General features: G+C 46.2%; 15 protein-coding genes, 6 tRNA genes, 3 rRNA genes and 1 pseudogene. 1 reads left to right on the top strand and 24 read right to left on the bottom strand.

Annotation, left to right across the window (positions count from 1 at the left end; all coding sequences use genetic code 11):
- Positions 1–24 precede the first annotated feature (24 nt).
- The 3 genes from tatC to QWT69_RS14540 all read right to left on the bottom strand — a co-directional run bounded on the left by tatC (position 25) and on the right by QWT69_RS14540 (position 1,768).
- Entirely contained in the window at positions 25–837 is an 813-nt protein-coding gene (tatC, locus tag QWT69_RS14530; RefSeq protein ID WP_317966822.1) for a twin-arginine translocase subunit TatC, read from the bottom strand.
- 17 nt (positions 838–854) lie between these two features.
- The gene (locus QWT69_RS14535) at positions 855–1,049 is read right to left on the bottom strand and encodes a twin-arginine translocase TatA/TatE family subunit (RefSeq protein WP_317966824.1); all 195 of its coding nucleotides are present in this window, start codon (positions 1,047–1,049) and stop codon (positions 855–857) included.
- Positions 1,050–1,117: 68 nt separating this feature from the next.
- Positions 1,118–1,768 carry a redox-sensing transcriptional repressor Rex gene (locus QWT69_RS14540; protein WP_317966826.1) on the bottom strand — a complete coding sequence of 217 codons (651 nt, stop codon included), beginning with the start codon at positions 1,766–1,768 and terminating at the stop codon, positions 1,118–1,120.
- Positions 1,769–1,891: 123 nt separating this feature from the next.
- On the opposite strand from QWT69_RS14540, the gene QWT69_RS14545 reads away from it, so the two are divergent.
- Positions 1,892–3,823 (top strand): ABC-F family ATP-binding cassette domain-containing protein, encoded by a 1,932-nt coding sequence (locus QWT69_RS14545; protein ID WP_317966828.1) that lies wholly within the window; start codon positions 1,892–1,894, stop codon positions 3,821–3,823.
- 311 nt (positions 3,824–4,134) lie between these two features.
- Here the strand turns inward: QWT69_RS14545 and tsaD are convergent, their stop codons facing one another.
- From tsaD to QWT69_RS14650, 21 genes and pseudogenes are all read right to left on the bottom strand, one after another.
- On the bottom strand, positions 4,135–5,181 hold the full coding sequence (gene tsaD, locus QWT69_RS14550) for a tRNA (adenosine(37)-N6)-threonylcarbamoyltransferase complex transferase subunit TsaD (RefSeq protein WP_317966830.1): 1,047 nt from the start codon (positions 5,179–5,181) through the stop codon (positions 4,135–4,137).
- Positions 5,182–5,631 carry a ribosomal protein S18-alanine N-acetyltransferase gene (rimI, locus tag QWT69_RS14555; protein ID WP_317966832.1) on the bottom strand — a complete coding sequence of 150 codons (450 nt, stop codon included), beginning with the start codon at positions 5,629–5,631 and terminating at the stop codon, positions 5,182–5,184.
- 4 nt (positions 5,632–5,635) lie between these two features.
- On the bottom strand, positions 5,636–6,334 hold the full coding sequence (tsaB, locus tag QWT69_RS14560; RefSeq protein ID WP_317966834.1) for a tRNA (adenosine(37)-N6)-threonylcarbamoyltransferase complex dimerization subunit type 1 TsaB: 699 nt from the start codon (positions 6,332–6,334) through the stop codon (positions 5,636–5,638).
- Positions 6,331–6,786, bottom strand: coding sequence for a tRNA (adenosine(37)-N6)-threonylcarbamoyltransferase complex ATPase subunit type 1 TsaE (gene tsaE / locus QWT69_RS14565; RefSeq protein ID WP_317966836.1), 456 nt, complete (start codon positions 6,784–6,786; stop codon positions 6,331–6,333). Before tsaE ends, tsaB begins: the two co-directional genes overlap by 4 nt.
- A 40-nt stretch (positions 6,787–6,826) precedes the next feature.
- Positions 6,827–7,468 (bottom strand): hypothetical protein, encoded by a 642-nt coding sequence (locus QWT69_RS14570; protein ID WP_317966838.1) that lies wholly within the window; start codon positions 7,466–7,468, stop codon positions 6,827–6,829.
- 219 nt (positions 7,469–7,687) lie between these two features.
- Positions 7,688–7,763, bottom strand: a tRNA-Asp gene (locus QWT69_RS14575).
- 104 nt (positions 7,764–7,867) lie between these two features.
- Positions 7,868–7,983, bottom strand: a 5S ribosomal RNA gene (gene rrf / locus QWT69_RS14580).
- A 92-nt stretch (positions 7,984–8,075) separates the two neighbouring features.
- Positions 8,076–11,009: ribosomal RNA gene (locus QWT69_RS14585) — 23S ribosomal RNA — on the bottom strand.
- A gap of 274 nt (positions 11,010–11,283) precedes the next feature.
- A 16S ribosomal RNA gene (locus tag QWT69_RS14590) occupies positions 11,284–12,835 on the bottom strand.
- The 16S, 23S and 5S rRNA genes sit together here with 6 tRNA genes alongside, the layout of an rRNA operon.
- 223 nt (positions 12,836–13,058) lie before the next feature.
- Positions 13,059–13,132: transfer RNA gene (locus QWT69_RS14595), tRNA-Gly, on the bottom strand.
- A gap of 57 nt (positions 13,133–13,189) precedes the next feature.
- Positions 13,190–13,276 (bottom strand) — tRNA-Leu (locus tag QWT69_RS14600).
- A 64-nt stretch (positions 13,277–13,340) separates the two neighbouring features.
- A tRNA-Lys gene (locus QWT69_RS14605) sits at positions 13,341–13,416 on the bottom strand.
- Between the two features lie 189 nt (positions 13,417–13,605).
- Positions 13,606–13,680 (bottom strand) — tRNA-Gln (locus tag QWT69_RS14610).
- A gap of 106 nt (positions 13,681–13,786) precedes the next feature.
- Positions 13,787–13,861: transfer RNA gene (locus QWT69_RS14615), tRNA-Glu, on the bottom strand.
- A gap of 161 nt (positions 13,862–14,022) precedes the next feature.
- A complete protein-coding gene (locus tag QWT69_RS14620) occupies positions 14,023–14,475 on the bottom strand; it encodes a SprT family protein (RefSeq protein ID WP_317966840.1) in 453 nt (150 codons plus the stop codon).
- A 10-nt stretch (positions 14,476–14,485) separates the two neighbouring features.
- A pseudogene (locus tag QWT69_RS14625) lies at positions 14,486–16,644 on the bottom strand (Tex family protein).
- A gap of 132 nt (positions 16,645–16,776) precedes the next feature.
- The gene (locus QWT69_RS14630) at positions 16,777–17,373 is read right to left on the bottom strand and encodes a PP2C family serine/threonine-protein phosphatase (RefSeq protein WP_317966842.1); all 597 of its coding nucleotides are present in this window, start codon (positions 17,371–17,373) and stop codon (positions 16,777–16,779) included.
- A complete protein-coding gene (gene sigB, locus QWT69_RS14635) occupies positions 17,373–18,158 on the bottom strand; it encodes an RNA polymerase sigma factor SigB (protein WP_317966844.1) in 786 nt (261 codons plus the stop codon). The genes QWT69_RS14630 and sigB overlap by 1 nt, the downstream gene beginning before the upstream one ends.
- Positions 18,133–18,609, bottom strand: a complete 477-nt coding sequence (rsbW, locus tag QWT69_RS14640; RefSeq protein ID WP_317966846.1) for an anti-sigma B factor RsbW — start codon at positions 18,607–18,609, stop codon at positions 18,133–18,135. The genes sigB and rsbW overlap by 26 nt, the downstream gene beginning before the upstream one ends.
- Complete coding sequence (locus QWT69_RS14645) at positions 18,596–18,937, bottom strand: anti-sigma factor antagonist (protein WP_317966848.1); 342 nt, start codon at positions 18,935–18,937, stop codon at positions 18,596–18,598. The genes rsbW and QWT69_RS14645 overlap by 14 nt, the downstream gene beginning before the upstream one ends.
- Before the next feature lie 73 nt (positions 18,938–19,010).
- Positions 19,011–20,021 (bottom strand): PP2C family protein-serine/threonine phosphatase, encoded by a 1,011-nt coding sequence (locus QWT69_RS14650; RefSeq protein WP_317966850.1) that lies wholly within the window; start codon positions 20,019–20,021, stop codon positions 19,011–19,013.
- Between the last annotated feature and the right edge of the window lie 9 nt (positions 20,022–20,030).

Consider the following 20,030-nt stretch of genomic DNA (forward strand, 5'->3'; position numbering starts at 1 on the left):
TAACCGGCAAGCGGGAATGACTTTTTATTTATCCAAATTACCCATCACTTCATCAATTTGTCGCTGCTGTTCCGCCTTTATTTCTTCAAACTTTCGTTTCTCTTCCGCCTTCAGGAACTTCTTATACCCGAAACGACTGATGATAATACTAATCTCATACAAACCGAATAATGGTACCGTCACTAGCAAATGGGACATAATATCCGGCGGTGTGATGAATGCAGCAATAACAAACAGGACAAAATAAGCGATTTTCCGGACTTTCACAAGCTTCTTCGGATCCAAAATCCCGAGCCGTGATAAGAACAGCATGACAATCGGCAATTGGAATACAACGCCGAATGGGATAAGGATCTGGAACAGGAATGAAAAGTACTCGTTAATGCCAATCGTTTGCGTAATACCGAGATCTCCCGCCAAATTGTTCATGAAGTTCATGACAAACGGCATGAGGACAAAATACGAAAAACTGATACCGATAAGGAACAGGATGAACGCAAACGGGATATACGCCAGTGTGACTTTCCGTTCCGTTTCATGAAGCCCTGGTGAAATGAATGACCAGAACTGATACATGATAATTGGTAAAATAATAATGACCGCCAAGAAAATGATCACTTTTAAATAAATGGCGATCGGATCGATGACGGTGAATGCATGGAAGCTGCTTTCTGTCAGATGCCCGCTATCCGTTGCACGGAATTGGACGAACTGGATAATCGGCTTCGCAAGGAAGAAACTCCCAATTACCGCCATAACAAAGAAAACGACGATTACTATCAGTCGTTTTCTAATTTCTTCTATATGTTCAATGACTGTTAAATTTTTTTCTTCCATTGGACAGACATCCTTACTTATTGCACGTCGTTTTTCTTGTCTTCCACTTTTTTGACTGTATCGTCATCATCGGATACAAGTCCTTTTGTTGCTGATTTGAATTCGCGTAATGAAGATCCGAATGCTTTACCGATTTCCGGCAACTTCTTCGGTCCAAAAATGAGCAAAGCAATAATTGCGATGATAATTAAACTAGTTATACCTGGAGCCATTTCGGACACCTCCCTCATCTGTTCCCTATTTTACATGAAAAGCGCTTGTATTACTATTAAGTAGACGTTTATAATTGTGAATCTTTTACGTCATTTTTGATGAAATAAATCAATGTCTGTAACTCGACAGACAAATCGATCGTATGGACTCGCATCCAATCGGGGACAGACAACCGAACGGGCGTAAAGTTCAATATCCCTTTGACACCGATTTTCACCAAACGGTCGGCCATTTCCTGTGCAGCTTTCGACGGCAAAGTGAAAATGACAAGATTGATATTAAGTTCTTTAATCTTCTCCTCAATCATATCGGGATGATAAACCGGAATATTACTAATCGGCTTGCCGTCATTCGGAGCTTTCGGATCGAACGCGACGACAATGCGTGTATTATGGTTCTTCTGGAAGTTGTATTTCAAAAAAGCGTTGCCAAGACTCCCAACACCGATTAACGCAACATCCGTCTCTTCATCCTGATCAAGTGTCTGACGGAAAAATGTCAACAAATGATCCACATCATAGCCATATCCTTTGCGTCCAAGCGCACCGAAATGGGAGAAGTCGCGGCGGATTGTAGCAGCATCAATTTTCATCGCCTCACTTAGTTCACTCGATGAAATGCGTTTTTTCCCAGCATTCGCGAAGTTCTGCAGAAATCTATAATATAATGGGAGGCGTTTTGATGTCGCCTGTGGAATTTTCGATGTCTCTTCAGCCATTTGCTACCTCCTGTGCGTACACTTAACCGATTCTATCGTACAGTACGAGCAGACTGTTGTAAAGTCCGCCATTGCACCGTTCCGCCCGTTCGATTAAACTTAAGAAGAATAGAGGTGTGAGGAATGATTGTCTTACAAGTTAATAATGTAACTAAATCCTTCTCAGGGACTGAAATAATAGAAAACGTGAAACTCGAAGTGCAGCATCGTGACCGTGTGGCGCTTGTCGGCCGTAACGGTGCGGGCAAGTCGACCTTACTAAAAATCATTGCAGGTGAAATGTCAGCCGATTCCGGCGATCTTGTCATGCCAAAAGACGTGCGTATCGGTTATCTTGAACAGCACGCCGGCATCGATTCCTCCTTAACCGTGTGGGATGAAATGCTGACCGTTTTTGAACCATTGCAACAGATGGAAGGCAGACTACGGAAACTCGAAACAAGGATGGCGGATCCTTCGGTATATGATAATGCTGCCGAGTATGAGCGCGTTATGAAGGAATACGATGAACTTCAAATCGAATTCAAGGATTCTGGTGGCTATCAATATGAATCGGATATGCGTTCCGTATTGCATGGCATGCGCTTTTATCCTGACGACTATAGTAAATCTGTGAATTTATTGTCAGGTGGTCAAAAGACACGTCTTGCACTTGCGAAGATGCTACTCAGTAAACCCGACCTGCTGATTTTGGACGAACCAACAAACCATCTAGATATCGAAACACTTGGCTGGTTGGAGAAATATTTGGTGTCGTATGAAGGCGCCATTCTCATCGTTTCCCATGACCGCTATTTCCTCGATCAGATCGTGACGATCGTCTATGAAGTCGCGAGACGAAAAGTGATGAAGTACGTTGGGAACTACAGCGCGTATCTCGATGAAAAGGCGAAGAACTATGAACGCGACAAGAAGCTATACGAACAGGAAACGAGCGAGCGGGCAAAACTTGAGGATTTCGTTCAACGCAATATTGCACGTGCTTCCACGTCCAAAATGGCCAAAAGCCGACGCAAACAAATTGAAAGAACGGAATGGATGGAGTCACCTGACGGAGATGAAAAATCCGCAAACTTCTCGTTTTCCATTGACCGGCCGAGCGGCAATGATGTGCTAACATTAGATAATATCGCTGTCGGTTACGGTGGACAAGCCGTATCTGAAAACATAAAAATGCATGCCTATAAAGGCGACCGCATTGCGATTATCGGCCCAAATGGTATCGGTAAATCGACATTGCTTAAGACGATTGTCAAAATGCAAGAACCTATTGCCGGGACAATCCGCTACGGAACGAATGTCCAGTTTGGTTACTATGACCAAAACCAGGCGACAATTATCGGTAACGGCACAGTCTTATCCGAACTGTGGGATGAATGGCCACTACTAAACGAAAAAGACGTACGCACTGTATTAGGTCGTTTCCTCTTTACAGGCGAAGATGTGGATAAACCCGTCAACTCCCTTTCAGGTGGAGAAAAAGCCCGTCTTTCATTAGCAAAACTGATGTTACAAAAATCCAATACACTCATTCTCGACGAACCGACAAACCATCTGGATCTCGATAGCAAGGAAGTACTCGAAAATGCGCTGGATGACTTCCCTGGAACGATTCTCTTTGTTTCGCATGACCGGTACTTTATTAACCGCATTGCATCAAAAGTCGTCGATATCAACCCCCATGGCATTACGGAGTATCTCGGCGATTATGATTATTTCATCGAGAAAAAGACGGAAGCGGAAGAATTGAAAGCTGAACAGCTCGCTGGACAGCCGAAAACAGTCGTCCATCATCAACGCAATGAGGACAACAAAGATTTACAAAGACAAGAACGTCGTCTGACACGTGCGATCGCGAAAATTGAAGAAACACTATCTGACATGGATGACCGCATCGCCAATCTCGAAGATGAATTATTGAATCCGGATTTTGCAGATGATCATGTGAAACTGATGGACTTGCAAGCGCAAATCGATGCACTACAAGCACAACATGACAGTCAATCCGAAGAATGGCTCGCATTGCAGGAAGAGCTTGAAAAATTATTCGAATAACCGAAAAAGCTGACGAAAGAGCGATGTTCTCTTTTGCAGCTTTTTCTTTTTCGATAAAACAGCTTGTTCGTAACCATTTCGTTCTCCACAATCTTATCAACAGTCCAGTTGTTGATTTAACAGGATATGAACATAGTTGTACACATTATCCACAGGTTAAGCTTTTTTTACCCACATAGTTATCCCTTTCTTTGTGTGATAATACACATATATCGAATAACTATCCACATCTTACTAACAAATGTGCATAAGTACGAACGTTCCCTATTGACAAACTTATAGAGTTGTAGTCCAAAATAAAACGGAAATCGTCATGATTCGACGATTTCCGTGTTGTTTGCATTCCAAGAAGTTAAGGGCATTCCTGGTCTACCGTTCATACCCATATTGCCGCGTATACCCGCAAGATACATCTGCGTTCCTGCCGCCGCGATCATGGCAGCATTATCTGTACATAGAGAAATAGGTGGAACGTAAAATGGAACACCTTCTTTTTCAAATGCCGCATCAAGCGACGTACGCAATCCTTTATTCGCTGCTACACCGCCAGCAGCGATTACTTGTTTCACGCCATATTGCTGAGCTGCACGGACCGTTTTAGTCGTTAACACCTCGACAACACTTTGCTGGAAACCTGCCGCTACGTGTTCCGGTATAACTGTTCCGCCTTTTTGTTCAAGATTATGCTTATAGTTGATCACTGCGGATTTCAAGCCGCTAAAGCTGAAGTCATAGGACTCAGGCTCAAGCCAAGCTCTAGGAAATTCAACAGCATCGTCACTAGCAAGTGCAAGCTTGTCAATTTGAGGACCTCCCGGATAAGGAAGACCGAGTACGCGTGCGACCTTATCATACGCTTCGCCTGCTGCATCATCGCGCGTTTCCCCAATCAATTCGAAAGAACCATGCTCCTTCATCACAACTAGCTCCGTATGACCTCCCGAGACGATGAGTGCAAGAAGCGGAAACACCATCGGTTGCATCAATTGATTCGCATAAATATGCCCAGCAATATGATGAACACCAATAATCGGCAACCCATTCGCAAATGCAAAGGCTTTCGCCGCATTAATGCCAATCAGCAATGCCCCAACAAGCCCCGGTCCTTCCGTAACCGCAACTGCATTCAAATCTGAAGGTGTTAAGTTTGCAGCCTCCATCGCTTCCTCAATAACGAGCGTAATCTGCTCGACATGATGACGCGATGCAATTTCAGGTACAACCCCACCGAACCGTTTTTGGCTTTCAATTTGTGAAGCCACAACGTTTGAAACAATCTCATGTCCATTTTTAATAATAGACGCAGCCGTTTCATCACAACTCGTTTCAATTCCTAGTATATAGATATCCGTTGTCATTTAAAATTCCACCCACATGACGAGCGCATCTTCATGGTCGTCCGTATAATAGTTTTTCCGAATCCCGCCATCTTTGAAACCCAGTTTGCGGTATAAATTCTGAGCAGTCTCATTCGTCACCCGCACTTCAAGCGTCATCAGTCTCACATCATTCATCTTGCATAACTCAATCGCTTTACGCATCAATCCTTCACCGATGCTGTTGCCCCTCAACGCTTTACGAACAGCGACATTCGTTATATGGCACTCATCCAGCACAATCCACATCCCGCAATGCCCAATCACTTCACCTTCATGAACAGCAACGACATAATGGGCATAATCATTCCCATTCATCTCATGTTCGAAGATTTCTTCTGTCCAAGGCGTCGCAAACGCTTCCTCTTCAATCCCGACAACAGCTGGGATATCCTCTATCTGCATTTTCCGATACACAATGTCTATACTCACTGGCCTAATCCTTCCGTTGCTGCATCAACCAATTCGCCTCTGCCTCGGCAATACGACGGTATTCAGGTGTAAATGCATGTATATTCTCTTGCTGCTCAGCCTGCTGCGCCATAAAGATTAACGAAGATGCCCGTGGAAGCTGCAAAGGAAACGGTGCAAAAACTGCATTCCCACCCATTTTCTCACGAATGACCGCTTCATGCATCGAGACATCCTTCCCTATGAACAACACCCGACGATCAGCCTCAGTCAAAGAATCCAACAAATCCTCAATTGCAAAATGCCCGTCTTCTTTAATCGCGTTCAACTGTCCGCCTACATATTCATATAGCCCCGCGTACACATTATTGCGTCTCGCATCGACTAATGGGCAGATGAATCCATCAAAGAAATTTGCATTGGCTGCGAGTGCCTTCAAACTGGAAATACCCGTCAATGGTTTTTTGAGTGTCCAAGCTAGTGTCTTGGCTATCGTCACACCAATCCTAACACCCGTATAAGAGCCCGGACCTTCTGAAACGGCTATGGCATCAATATCTTTAGGCTGCAACTGGACAGTCGCAAACAATTCTTCAATCGTCGACATCGCCCGCAATGAGTGATTGACAGCCATCGACGAGTTCACTTCAGCCAAAATTGTTCCATCCTTCACGATCGCGACGGACAAAGGTGTATTCGCCGTATCTATCCCTAACCATATCATACTAATATCGCCTCACAAATCTTTTCATAACGTTCACCGATTGGATTGAAAACAATTTTTCTCGACGTGTCTCCAGTGTGAAGAATACGAATCTCCAGACGCTCTTTCGGCAGATCCTCTTCAATAAGATGTGCCCATTCAATGACTGAGATCGCATCTCCATAAAACAACTCGTCCCAGCCAAGATCTTCATCACTATCGGCTAGCCTATATACATCCAGATGATTGAAAGGGAATGTCCCTTCATATTGTTTAATAATCGTAAACGTCGGACTATTAACGGTCCGTGTAATGCCTAATCCTTTCGCAAGCGCTTGTGTAAAGGTTGTCTTCCCAGCGCCAAGATCTCCTTCAAGCGTCAGCACGTCAGGTGGTGTCAGCAGTGTAGCGAGCTTATGAGCAAGCTGCTGAGTCTCTTCTAAAGAGTGTATATCGATTTCGATAGTCGTCATATTGAATCGTATTCCCTTCCAACTCCACGTTGTCTTTGTTCTAGTGTACCGAAAAAATGGAGATTCTAAAAGCTTTGAGATTTAGTGCAAGAGCAGACGGTCGTGCTGCGCTCGTAAATCGTGTGGACGCGCTCGTATATTGTGTGGACGCGCTCGTAAATGCCGTGCATGCGCCCGTAAATTGTGTGGACGCGCTCGTATATTGTGTGGACGCGCTCGTATATTGTGTGGACGCGCTCGTAAATGCCGTGCATGCGCCCGTAAATTGTGTGGACGCGCTCGTATATGCCGGGCATGCGCCCGTAAATTGTGTGGATGCGCTCGTAAATGTCGTGCATGCGCCCATAAACCGTGTGGATGCGCTCGTAAATGTCGTGCATGCGCCCATAAACCGTGTGGATGCGCTCGTAAATGTCGTGCATGCGCCCATAAACCGTGTGGATGCGCTCGTAAATGTCGTGCGCGCGCCCATAAATAATGTGACCGCGCTCGTAAATGTCGTGCATGCGCCCATAAATAGTGGGACCGCGCTCGTAAATGTCGTGCATGCGCCCATAAACAGTGGGACCGCGCTCGTAAACGTCGTGCATGCGCCCATAAACCGTGTGGATGCGCTCGTAAATGTCGTGCATGCGCCCATAAGCAGTGGGACCGCGCTCTTATTTATCTTGCGCGCGCCCATAAATAGTATCGCTACGCCCGTATCACAAGTTGCACACAACTATATTTCAAAGCACAATACTATCCGCTAGATATCAAAAACAAAAACCAACACGAATTGGTCAAAATCTTACTGCGCGACAGATTTGCATACTTGGCATACGACTGCCTGCGTCATAAAAATGCATTAAAAAACCGATTGTGGAGGTTATCCATAATCGGTTGAAAGTTTAAATTAAAATGGCGGTCCCGACCGGGATCGAACCGGCGATCTCCTGCGTGACAGGCAGGCATGTTAACCGCTACACCACGGGACCATATTAATATGTATACCTTTTGATAGAATGCAAGGTTCTCTAACTGCAAATATGTGTAATTGATCAATTCTAACCAATAAACATTCTTATCAAAAAGTGATATTGCCCGGCGACGTCCTACTCTCACAGGGGGAAACCCCCTACTACCATCGGCGCTGAAGAGCTTAACTTCCGTGTTCGGTATGGGAACGGGTGTGACCTCTTCGCAATCGTCACCAGACAATTAGCTGAACGAACTTATTCGTTCAAAACTGGATACAACAGACATTGTTGCTGAACTCATCACGTTCAACCGTGCGCTTTCTAACATATAAGGTTAAGTCCTCGATCGATTAGTATCCGTCAGCTGCACGTGTCGCCACGCTTCCACCCCGGACCTATCTACCTCATCTTCTTTGAGGGATCTTACTTACTTGCGTAATGGGAAATCTCATCTTGAGGGGGGCTTCATGCTTAGATGCTTTCAGCATTTATCCCTTCCACACATAGCTACCCAGCGATGCCTTTGGCAAGACAACTGGTACACCAGCGGTGTGTCCATCCCGGTCCTCTCGTACTAAGGACAGCTCCTCTCAAATTTCCTGCGCCCGCGACGGATAGGGACCGAACTGTCTCACGACGTTCTGAACCCAGCTCGCGTACCGCTTTAATGGGCGAACAGCCCAACCCTTGGGACCGACTACAGCCCCAGGATGCGATGAGCCGACATCGAGGTGCCAAACCTCCCCGTCGATGTGGACTCTTGGGGGAGATAAGCCTGTTATCCCCGGGGTAGCTTTTATCCGTTGAGCGATGGCCCTTCCATGCGGAACCACCGGATCACTAAGCCCGTCTTTCGACCCTGCTCGACTTGTAGGTCTCGCAGTCAAGCTCCCTTATGCCTTTGCACTCTACGAATGATGTCCAACCATTCTGAGGGAACCTTTGGGCGCCTCCGTTACTCTTTAGGAGGCGACCGCCCCAGTCAAACTGTCCACCTGACACTGTCTCCTGCCCGGATCACGGGCAAGGGTTAGAAGTCCAATACAGCCAGGGTAGTATCCCACCATTGCCTCCTCCGAAGCTGGCGCTCCGGACTCAAAGGCTCCTACCTATCCTGTACAGGCTGCACCGGAATTCAATATCAGGCTACAGTAAAGCTCCACGGGGTCTTTCCGTCCTGTCGCGGGTAATGCGCATCTTCACGCATATTATAATTTCACCGAGTCTCTCGTTGAGACAGTGCCCAGATCGTTACGCCTTTCGTGCGGGTCGGAACTTACCCGACAAGGAATTTCGCTACCTTAGGACCGTTATAGTTACGGCCGCCGTTTACTGGGGCTTCAATTCGAAGCTTCGCTTGCGCTGACCTCTCCTCTTAACCTTCCAGCACCGGGCAGGCGTCAGCCCCTATACGTCACCTTACGGTTTTGCAGAGACCTGTGTTTTTGCTAAACAGTCGCCTGGGCCTATTCACTGCGGCTCTCTCGGGCTTTAACACCCTACCAGAGCACCCCTTCTCCCGAAGTTACGGGGTCATTTTGCCGAGTTCCTTAACGAGAGTTCTCTCGATCACCTTAGAATTCTCTTCTCGCCTACCTGTGTCGGTTTGCGGTACGGGCACCTCCCGCCTCGCTAGAGGCTTTTCTTGGCAGTGTGAAATCAGGGACTCCGGGGAATAACTCCCCTTGCTGTCACAGCTCAATGTTATAGGAACGGGATTTGCCTCATTCCACACCTCACTGCTTAGACGCGCATGACCAACAGCGCGCTCACCCTATCCTTCTGCGTCCCCCCATTGCTCAAACGGCGGGGAGGTGGTACAGGAATATCAACCTGTTATCCATCGTCTACGCCTTTCGGCCTCGACTTAGGTCCCGACTGACCCTGAGCGGACGAGCCTTCCTCAGGAAACCTTAGGCATTCGGTGGAAGGGATTCTCACCCTTCTTTCGCTACTCATACCGGCATTCTCACTTCCAAGCGCTCCACCAGTCCTTACGGTCTAGCTTCGACGCCCTTGGAACGCTCTCCTACCACTGACACCATAGGTGTCAATCCGCAGTTTCGGTGATCCGTTTAGCCCCGGTACATTTTCGGCGCAACGCCATTCGACCAGTGAGCTATTACGCACTCTTTAAATGGTGGCTGCTTCTAAGCCAACATCCTGGTTGTCTGGACAGCGTCACATCCTTTTCCACTTAACGGATACTTGGGGACCTTAACTGGCGGTCTGGGCTGTTTCCCTCTCGACTACGGATCTTATCACCCGCAGTCTGACTCCCAAACATAAATCATCGGCATTCGGAGTTTGTCTGAATTCGGTAACCCGGGATGGGCCCCTAGTCCAAACAGTGCTCTACCTCCGAGATTCTAACGTTTGAGGCTAGCCCTAAAGCTATTTCGGAGAGAACCAGCTATCTCCAGGTTCGATTGGAATTTCACCGCTACCCACACCTCATCCCCGCACTTTTCAACGTACGTGGGTTCGGGCCTCCAGTAAGTGTTACCTTACCTTCACCCTGGACATGGGTAGATCACCTGGTTTCGGGTCTACGACCCCATACTCATTCGCCCTATTCAGACTCGCTTTCGCTGCGGCTCCGCATTCACTGCTTAACCTTGCATGGAATCGTAACTCGCCGGTTCATTCTACAAAAGGCACGCCATCACCCATTAACGGGCTCTGACAACTTGTAGGCACACGGTTTCAGGATCTATTTCACTCCCCTTCCGGGGTGCTTTTCACCTTTCCCTCACGGTACTGGTACACTATCGGTCACTAGAGAGTATTTAGCCTTGGGAGATGGTCCTCCCGGATTCCGACGGAATTTCACGTGTTCCGCCGTACTCAGGATCCACTCTGGAGGGGATGGACTTTCGACTACGGGGCTATTACCCGCTCTGGCGGACCTTTCCAGGTCGCTTCGTCTAATCCAGCCTTTTGTAACTCCGTATAGAGTGTCCTACAACCCCAGGAAGCAAGCTTCCTGGTTTGGGCTCTTCCCGTTTCGCTCGCCGCTACTAAGGGAATCGATTTTTCTTTCTCTTCCTCCGGGTACTTAGATGTTTCAGTTCTCCGGGTGTGCCTCGTTTACGCTATGTATTCACGTAAACGTACTGCCCCATTAAAGGCAGTGGGTTTCCCCATTCGGAAATCTTCGGATCAAAGCTTACTTACAGCTCCCCGAAGCATATCGGTGTTAGTGCCGTCCTTCTTAGGCTTCTAGTGCCAAGGCATCCGCCGTGCGCCCTTTCTAACTTAACCTTTTCGGTTTTCAATCAGCTGTGACACTTCATGAATTCCATAAGTGACCACTTCCGCATAGCGATATGCTTCCATGATCGTAAAAAGACTTGCATTGTTCAATCACTAAGTGATTGACTCGGTTGATTAACTTGATGTTTTGTTGCTTCAATGTCGTTCTATCCAGTTTTCAATGAACAAGTTTTGAATTTCCATCCAACAGGATGAACCTTCAAAACTGAACGCAAAACGTCAACGTATGAACCCAAGGTTCATATTCCGTAATAATCCTTAGAAAGGAGGTGATCCAGCCGCACCTTCCGATACGGCTACCTTGTTACGACTTCACCCCAATCATCTGTCCCACCTTCGGCGGCTGGCTCCCGTAAGGGTTACCCCACCGACTTCGGGTGTTACAAACTCTCGTGGTGTGACGGGCGGTGTGTACAAGACCCGGGAACGTATTCACCGTGGCATGCTGATCCACGATTACTAGCGATTCCGGCTTCATGCAGGCGAGTTGCAGCCTGCAATCCGAACTGGGAACGGTTTTATGGGATTGGCTTGCCCTCGCGGGTTTGCAGCCCTTTGTACCGTCCATTGTAGCACGTGTGTAGCCCAGGTCATAAGGGGCATGATGATTTGACGTCATCCCCACCTTCCTCCGGTTTGTCACCGGCAGTCTCCTTAGAGTGCCCAACTAAATGATGGCAACTAAGAATAAGGGTTGCGCTCGTTGCGGGACTTAACCCAACATCTCACGACACGAGCTGACGACAACCATGCACCACCTGTCACCACTGTCCCCGAAGGGAAAGACATGTCTCCATGCCGGTCAGTGGGATGTCAAGACCTGGTAAGGTTCTTCGCGTTGCTTCGAATTAAACCACATGCTCCACCGCTTGTGCGGGTCCCCGTCAATTCCTTTGAGTTTCAGCCTTGCGGCCGTACTCCCCAGGCGGAGTGCTTAATGCGTTAGCTGCAGCACTAAGGGGCGGAAACCCCCTAACACTTAGCACTCATCGTTTACGGCGTGGACTACCAGGGTATCTAATCCTGTTTGCTCCCCACGCTTTCGCGCCTCAGCGTCAGTTACAGACCAGAAAGCCGCCTTCGCCACTGGTGTTCCTCCACATCTCTACGCATTTCACCGCTACACGTGGAATTCCGCTTTCCTCTTCTGTACTCAAGTCCTCCAGTTTCCAATGACCCTCCACGGTTGAGCCGTGGGCTTTCACATCAGACTTAAAGGACCGCCTGCGCGCGCTTTACGCCCAATAATTCCGGACAACGCTTGCCACCTACGTATTACCGCGGCTGCTGGCACGTAGTTAGCCGTGGCTTTCTGACGAGGTACCGTCAAGGTACGGGCAGTTACTCCCGTACTTGTTCTTCCCTCGCAACAGAGCTTTACGATCCGAAAACCTTCTTCGCTCACGCGGCATTGCTCCATCAGACTTTCGTCCATTGTGGAAGATTCCCTACTGCTGCCTCCCGTAGGAGTCTGGGCCGTGTCTCAGTCCCAGTGTGGCCGATCACCCTCTCAGGTCGGCTACGCATCGTTGCCTTGGTAGGCCATTACCCCACCAACTAGCTAATGCGCCGCGGGCCCATCCTGCAGTGACAGCCGAAACCGTCTTTCAGAGTTCCTTCATGCGAAGGAACTGATTATTCGGTATTAGCCCCGGTTTCCCGGAGTTATCCCCATCTGCAGGGCAGGTTGCCCACGTGTTACTCACCCGTCCGCCGCTGATATCAAGGAGCAAGCTCCCATCAATCCGCTCGACTTGCATGTATTAGGCATGCCGCCAGCGTTCGTCCTGAGCCAGGATCAAACTCTCCATAATAGAAGAAAATGAATAGCTCATTTCTTGCTGGCATCAATTAAGATGTCAATTTTGAATCCGAAGATTCGTTTTGTTCCTTCACCGGCAAGCCGGCTACAGAACTTGTATTGTTGACGTTTTGCTGTTCAGTTTTCAAGGTTCATTGTTCGTCGCTCTCTTTCAGCAACTATTTTAGTATAACATCTTGTCACTTTCGAGTCAAGCGTTATTTTTAAAAGTTAATTGGAGCGGGTGAAGGGAATCGAACCCTCATCATCAGCTTGGAAGGCTGAGGTTTTACCACTAAACTACACCCGCGTATAAAAATGAAGTTTTAGTTGATCAAGCATTGAATGCTATCAACGTAATAGAATTTGGTGCGGTAAAGAGGACTTGAACCTCCACGGGGTTAACCCCCACTAGGCCCTCAACCTAGCGCGTCTGCCATTCCGCCACTACCGCATTGTTGCGACATAACTCATTATACAACTATCATTGAGATTGTCAATAACTTTTTTAAGGTAAATGGTGAGCCATGCAGGATTCGAACCTGCGACCCTCTGATTAAAAGTCAGATGCTCTACCAACTGAGCTAATGGCTCGTGCTTATGAATGTATTCATATTTAATCGTTTGTTGCTTTGCTTTTAAAACCAATGTTGTTTTACTAAATGTTATTCGATTGGTATTAAAACCTTTGTTGTTTTATTAGGTTGGTATTAAAACCTTTTGCTCAAAATACCTTTCGGTATTTCTCGCAAATTTTTCAAAACGTAAAGCGTTTTGAAAAATTGGCTGGGGTAGCTGGATTCGAACCAACGAATGACGGAGTCAAAGTCCGTTGCCTTACCGCTTGGCTATACCCCATTCATATTATAATCACTCATACCGTTCAATCTCTTATAGAAGAGTTGTTCATGTAGTTCCCTTCTAATGTGTTCGTAAACACAGATCTTATACATATGAAATGAAATGGTGACCCCTACGGGATTCGAACCCGTGTTACCGCCGTGAAAGGGCGGTGTCTTAACCGCTTGACCAAGGGGCCATATGTATATGGTACATTTTTCGTTTGTCGTTGTTTCTAATCGACTTTTCCTATTATAGACACTCATCCAATGTTCGTCAACCGTTTTAATCAATTCTTTTTCAATTACTAATAAAGAGCTTGCTGAACCGTTGTTTAACAAGGGTTCGCAAGCTCTATAATTATTGTATAAATACAATCTCTCCGCGGCATTTGCCGCATCTGTATTTTTTCACATCCATTCTTCTTCGTCTTTTATATTCCAGATTACATGATGTGCATTTGTAATGATGGATTTGCCGAGAAGTTTGTCTGTTGTCCATCAGCGGTTTACAAAACCTCGGCGAATTGGTTTCTTTCAAGAGTTTTTTGAAATCCGCATCACCATGGCGATAGCCTTTTCCTTCTTGATGAAGATGATAGTGGCATAGTTCATGTTTGATGATCCCTTTTAATTCATCCATATCATATAGAAGAAGAACGGTAGGATTGATTTCGATTGAGCCATCCCGGAGTTTATAACGTCCTCCCGTTGTTCGCAATCTTGTATTGAAAAGCGCTTGATGTTTGAATGGTTTACCGAAGCATTCGTTGGATAGTTGTTCTACTAATTGTTGAAGCGCTGCAGTATCCATCTTGGCAGCCTTATTTCCCTGCAGGCGGAATCATTGTTAATGAGATTCTGCCTTTGTTCTTGTCCACACTTTCCACCCAGACAGTAACGATGTCGCCGGATGCAACAACATCAAGCGGATGTTTGACGAAACCTTTTTTCAGTTTTGAAATGTGGACGAGTCCGTCTTCAGAGACGCCGATGTCAACGAATGCACCAAAGTCGACGACGTTGCGGACCGTTCCCTGCATTTCAATTCCTTCATATAAATCTTTTATATCGAGGACATCTGCTTTCAATAAAGGTTGCGGATAGTCGTCACGCGGGTCGCGATTCGGCCGTTGCAACGTGTCGATGATGTCTCGTAATGTCACTTCTCCAATATCCAGTTTCTCAGCAAGCATACGGATATCTAGTTTCGACAAGGCCTCCACTGCTTCAGGTTTACCAAGCATGCTCTTCTCAAGATCCGCCTCTTCCAACACCTGTTGGGCAACGGCATAACTTTCCGGATGCAGCCCTGTTGAATCGAGGGATCTTTCGCTTCCGGAATACGAAGGAAACCAATTGCCTGTTCATAGGTTTTCGCGCCAAGACGAGGGACTTTTTTCAATTGCGTTCTCTTTTGGAATAACCCTTCCTCTTCACGCGCTTTCACGATATTTTCTGCTACAGTTTTCGATAGACCTGCAACATATTGGAGTAATGAGGAAGATGCCGTGTTCACATTGACTCCTACCCGGTTAACAGCTGTTTCGACGACGAATGATAGCGACTCAGATAGTTTCTTCCGTGCCACATCATGTTGGTATTGTCCGACACCAATGGATTCGGGATCGATTTTCACAAGTTCAGACAACGGATCCTGGAGCCGTCTTGCGATGGAGACTGCACTTCGTTGTTCCACTTGTAGATCAGGGAACTCTTCGCGTGCCTGTGCCGATGCTGAATAGACACTAGCCCCAGCTTCGTTGACAATGACATACGATACAGCGTCTTTTGATTCCTTGATGCAATCTGCTATGAATTTTTCCGTTTCTCTTGAGGCTGTCCCGTTTCCTATTGCAATGATTCGAATCTTATATTTAGTAAGTGTTGAAAGGATTTTCTTCATCGACTCTTCCTTGTCCGGTTTAGGAGGATGCGGGTAGATGACCGACACTTCAAGCATCTTGCCTGTTTCATCGATAACTGCCAATTTACAGCCTGACCGGAATGCCGGATCGACCCCAAGAACCATACGCCCTTTCAATGGTGGTTGAAGCAACAGGCTTTTTAAGTTTTCCGAGAAGACGTGTATGGCTTGCGTTTCTGCTTTTTCAGTCAACGCTGCTCTGATTTCGCGCTCAACTGAAGGAGCGATCAATCGCTTAAACGCGTCTTCAATCGCTTCGTTTACTTGTGCAACTGACGGAGAATGTTGGTTTTTGATCATCTCTCGTTCGATCCCAGTAATTACTCTATCGGCAGGGAACACGATTCCGACCCTTAACACTTCTTCTTTCTCACCACGATTTAAGGCAAGGACCCTGTGAGGTACAACCTTTTTCAATGGCTCTTCATAGTCATAGTACATTTCGTAGACGCCGCGCTCGTCTTCCGCGCCTTTTCGGAGAGTGGAAGCCATTTGGCCATCTGACCAGGCAAGTTTCCTAACGAGTTCCCGAAGAGCTGCGTCATCCGCGATTCGCTCTGCGATGATGTCGCGTGCACCTGCCAATGCTTCTTCTATAGAAGAGACATTCTTTTCTTCATTAATGAATGACGCAGCAAGATCCGCGGGTTCGTCTGTTTTGAACAAAAGCAATTGGTCAGCTAACTGTTCTAATCCACTTTCAATCGCGATCATTGCACGGGTTCTTCTTTTTTGTTTGTATGGTCGATATAAGTCTTCAATTCGTTGAAGAACAGTGGAGTTCTCGATATCTTTTTTCAATTCATCAGTCAGCTTGCCTTGTTCTTCTATTAGACGGATCACTTCTTCTTTTCGCTGTTCAAGGCCTTTTTCGTATTGATAGGCATCTTCGATTGTTTTAATTTGCACTTCATCAAGCGAACCTGTCGCTTCTTTACGATAACGTGCAATGAACGGAACTGTATTGCCTTCGTCCAAAAGTGAGATGACACTGGCGGTTTGTTTTGTACTGATCCCCGCTCTTTTAGCTGTTGCCTCTATAATTTGATTCGCCATGCTTTATCCACCCTTTCTTTCCATACGAACAGTTTACCACTTACCTCTATGCCTACTCAATGGACATCACGTTTCGACAGCATTTCGTAGATTGCGTCAACCATTTACAACAAAAATAAAACCTGCTCCAAGTTACTGAAGCAGGCATCCAGCTATAAAAGTGGCGTCATCGCCAGGGTTAGCTGATTCTTTTATGATATTATACAGTTCAAATGCATTTGAACTTTGTTTTAGGCTGGCTTTCGGGTTTTTTAACTCCACTCCATCCGAGTGAAGGAAAAATAGGTCTCCGATTGCGTATTCATATTTCTGTGTATTCATCCTTTGCGGTCTGCCTGACAGATAGCCCATTACCGGCAAAGGATAAATCATTTTTTCCCGGCCATGCAGGATATAGAGCCTGACATTTCCGATACAGCTGTATTCGATCGTGCTTTCTTTGTAATTCACACGTACAATCGCAACGGCCGCCCCACGTTTTTGCACCATATGCTCGTTGCATCGGCTCAATAATTCATCAAGCGATTCATGATGATATTCAGCAAGTACTTGTGGGATGATTTCTGCTGATTGACGTGCAACTACTCCGTTTCCTAATCCGTCTGCGATTGCACAGATGAAGTAATCTTCTCCAGAATGAACATAATAGACGTCCCCTGATTCGATATTCCCGTGTTTCGCCGTATTATAAACGTAAGCCTCTACATGATCGTTTACGAATTCTTCCACTAAGAAACACCGCCAGCCGCTGTTATCGCTTCTTGCAATTTCTTAATCGCTTTACGCTGCAGCCTAGAAACATGCATTTGCGAAATACCTAGACGTTCTCCCGCTTCTTTCTGACTCAGCTGATCGATGTATGTATACTGGATGATTTGTTTTTCACGCTCTGATAACACACTGAGCGCATCGGCGACGATTAACCGATGGTCCGTTTTTTCGAATCCATCGTCTGACTGACCGATAATATCGAATAATGTTACGGTACCACCCTCGGAATCTGCTTCAAGCGTATGATCCATCGATAAAGCTTGATAACTTCTTCCCATCTCCATTGCTTCCAGGACCAATTCTTCTTCCGTCTCCAAGTATTCAGCAATCTCACTGACTAAAGGGGAACGCTGCATTTCCGTCGTCAACGTTTCAACGGCAGCTTTGATTTTAGGGCCAAGTTCTTTTATGCGTCGCGGAACGTGAACCGCCCACGTTTTGTCACGAAGAAACCGCTTGATTTCTCCGACAATCGTCGGCACGGCGAACGCTTCAAAACTGCGGCCAAGCTCCGGGTCATACCGGCGTATGGCGCCAAGCAGTCCAAGCATTCCCACTTGCACGATATCTTCATGGTACGGTTTACCGTTTGAATATTTACGAGCGATGGAATGAACGAGACGTTCGTAGTGAAGGACAAGATTCGTCTGCGCCTCATCATCGTTCGTTTCTTGGTATTGTCTAATCCAAGTCAATACTTGTTCTTTCGTATCCGGTTTATGAGTTGGCTGTTCGTTGGACATCTTCTGACTCGCCTCGCTCTCCGCCGAGATGTTTGGTCATGAAGACCGTCACGCCCTCCTCTTGATGGAATTTTACTTCATCCATTAACGTCTCCATCAAGTAAAGACCAAGGCCTCCCTCGCGAAGGAATCGCTCTTCTGAAGCGTCTTTATAGGGCCCGATATGTTTTTTCGTTTCTTCAAAGTCAAAGCTGGAACCATGATCAGCAATCATTATTTCCAGTTTTTCTTCATACATCGCGCACCCAATGACAACTTCACCTTCTTCGTCATCTGCGTATGCATGCTGTACTGCATTTGTAATGGCTTCACTTGAGGCAATCTTTAAATCTTCGATGTCATCATATGTAAAACCTAGACGGCTCGCAATACCTGAGATCATAAGCCGTGCTACTCCGATATATTGGTTTTTTGCAGGGATTTTGATTTCGATATAATCATAATGTTGCATTGTCGTCCTCACTTTCTGTCGTTTCAATATCGATGATTTCATTCAAACCCGTTATTTCAAACAGACGGCTTAAGCGTCTATTCAACCCGGTAATTTTCACATGACCTCCGCTGTTGGATACAGCTTTATAAAAACCTACGCATACACCAAGGCCTGTACTGTCCATATAATCGACTTCGGAAAGATCTAATTCTGCACGCAGTCCTTCAACTTTTTCTACAGCTGCCAAGCGTTCTTTCAGTACCGGCGCTGTATAAGCGTCAATCTCACCTACTACTTTGAAACATTGAATACTATTTTTCTCTAAATGCTCTACTTGTAAATTCATTTCCTGCACCCCGACTCTCTTAATTCTTTATGGATAACTCACTATCTACAATGAATACCCAATTCTTCAAAAATCAAACCTTGTCCGCTTTCTTTTTAAAGATAACAATTGTAAAGTCGTCACTTAACCGATAGTTCTGCATGCGCCCGAGTTCACTATAGACATAGTCGGCAATCTGTTGTGCAGATTCTTCTTTTTTAGATGCAAGAAGCTGCTGGATTGTAGACATCTCAATGAAGCCGATTTCCGTTCTACTCTCCGTCACACCGTCTGTCATCATGACAACAAAATCTCCTTCTTCCAGAAGAATGGAACGCTCTTCGTACTTAGCGTCCCTTTTTACTCCGAGTAAAAGGCCTTTTGCGTCAAGTTCCGTGAAAGTATCGGTCGCACTTGAGAAATGCAACGCCGGTTCATGGCCAGCCGAAGCATAAGAAAAAGCGGATGTATCCGAATTGTATTTACCATAAAACATAGAAATGAACATCGAATCATCCACGCTTTTTTCAACAATGCGATTAATAATACCGAGCACATTTTCAGGGCTTGAATTCTCATTCTGTAACCCATCCATACCGAACTTGATCATAGACATGCATAGTGCAGCAGGAATCCCTTTTCCGATTACATCCGCCACAGCCACACTGGAAGCGTTTTCCTGATTCAAGAAATAGATGTAGTCGCCGTTCATCTGCTTAGCGGGTTGCGATATCCAACCGACATCTAATCCTTGCACGTCCGGTTCCACAGTTTTGAGAAGCGTGTCCTGTACTTTAGTCGCCACGTTCATCTCCATCTGGATTGCCTCCTGCTTGCGCACAAGACTCTGATGCTCGCGTAATGTTAAACCATAGTGAATCATCATTTCAATCAAAAAGTCTAGCGAATCCCATACTTGCTTGCGCAGATCGGGATGCAATTCAAATAAAGCTGTCTTATGTATACTGATAACATCTTCCGGCGCTATCTCTTTTTCGATAAACCGCCGGCTGAATTGTTGTCCTACATATAGATCTTCTTCGCTTTGGCTGTCAAGATACTTCTTCATAATTTCCTTATATTGTGAAGTGACTTCTTGTGGCACTTTTTAACC

The sequence above is a fragment of the Sporosarcina oncorhynchi genome (assembly GCF_033304615.1).
GTDB classification, from domain to species: domain Bacteria; phylum Bacillota; class Bacilli; order Bacillales_A; family Planococcaceae; genus Sporosarcina; species Sporosarcina oncorhynchi.

What these genes read in the sequence shown, in the direction of transcription:
- tatC (WP_317966822.1), bottom strand. Translation starts at nt 837, where the DNA reads ATGGAAGAAAAAAATTTAACAGTCATTGAACATATAGAAGAAATTAGA.
- QWT69_RS14535 (WP_317966824.1), bottom strand. Translation starts at nt 1,049, where the DNA reads ATGGCTCCAGGTATAACTAGTTTAATTATCATCGCAATTATTGCTTTG.
- QWT69_RS14540 (WP_317966826.1), bottom strand. Translation starts at nt 1,768, where the DNA reads ATGGCTGAAGAGACATCGAAAATTCCACAGGCGACATCAAAACGCCTC.
- QWT69_RS14545 (WP_317966828.1), top strand. Translation starts at nt 1,892, where the DNA reads ATGATTGTCTTACAAGTTAATAATGTAACTAAATCCTTCTCAGGGACT.
- tsaD (WP_317966830.1), bottom strand. Translation starts at nt 5,181, where the DNA reads ATGACAACGGATATCTATATACTAGGAATTGAAACGAGTTGTGATGAA.
- tsaB (WP_317966834.1), bottom strand. Translation starts at nt 6,334, where the DNA reads ATGATATGGTTAGGGATAGATACGGCGAATACACCTTTGTCCGTCGCG.
- tsaE (WP_317966836.1), bottom strand. Translation starts at nt 6,786, where the DNA reads ATGACGACTATCGAAATCGATATACACTCTTTAGAAGAGACTCAGCAG.
- QWT69_RS14570 (WP_317966838.1), bottom strand. Translation starts at nt 7,468, where the DNA reads ATGGGCGCGCGCAAGATAAATAAGAGCGCGGTCCCACTGCTTATGGGC.
- QWT69_RS14620 (WP_317966840.1), bottom strand. Translation starts at nt 14,475, where the DNA reads ATGGATACTGCAGCGCTTCAACAATTAGTAGAACAACTATCCAACGAA.
- sigB (WP_317966844.1), bottom strand. Translation starts at nt 18,158, where the DNA reads ATGTCCAACGAACAGCCAACTCATAAACCGGATACGAAAGAACAAGTA.
- rsbW (WP_317966846.1), bottom strand. Translation starts at nt 18,609, where the DNA reads ATGCAACATTATGATTATATCGAAATCAAAATCCCTGCAAAAAACCAA.
- QWT69_RS14645 (WP_317966848.1), bottom strand. Translation starts at nt 18,937, where the DNA reads ATGAATTTACAAGTAGAGCATTTAGAGAAAAATAGTATTCAATGTTTC.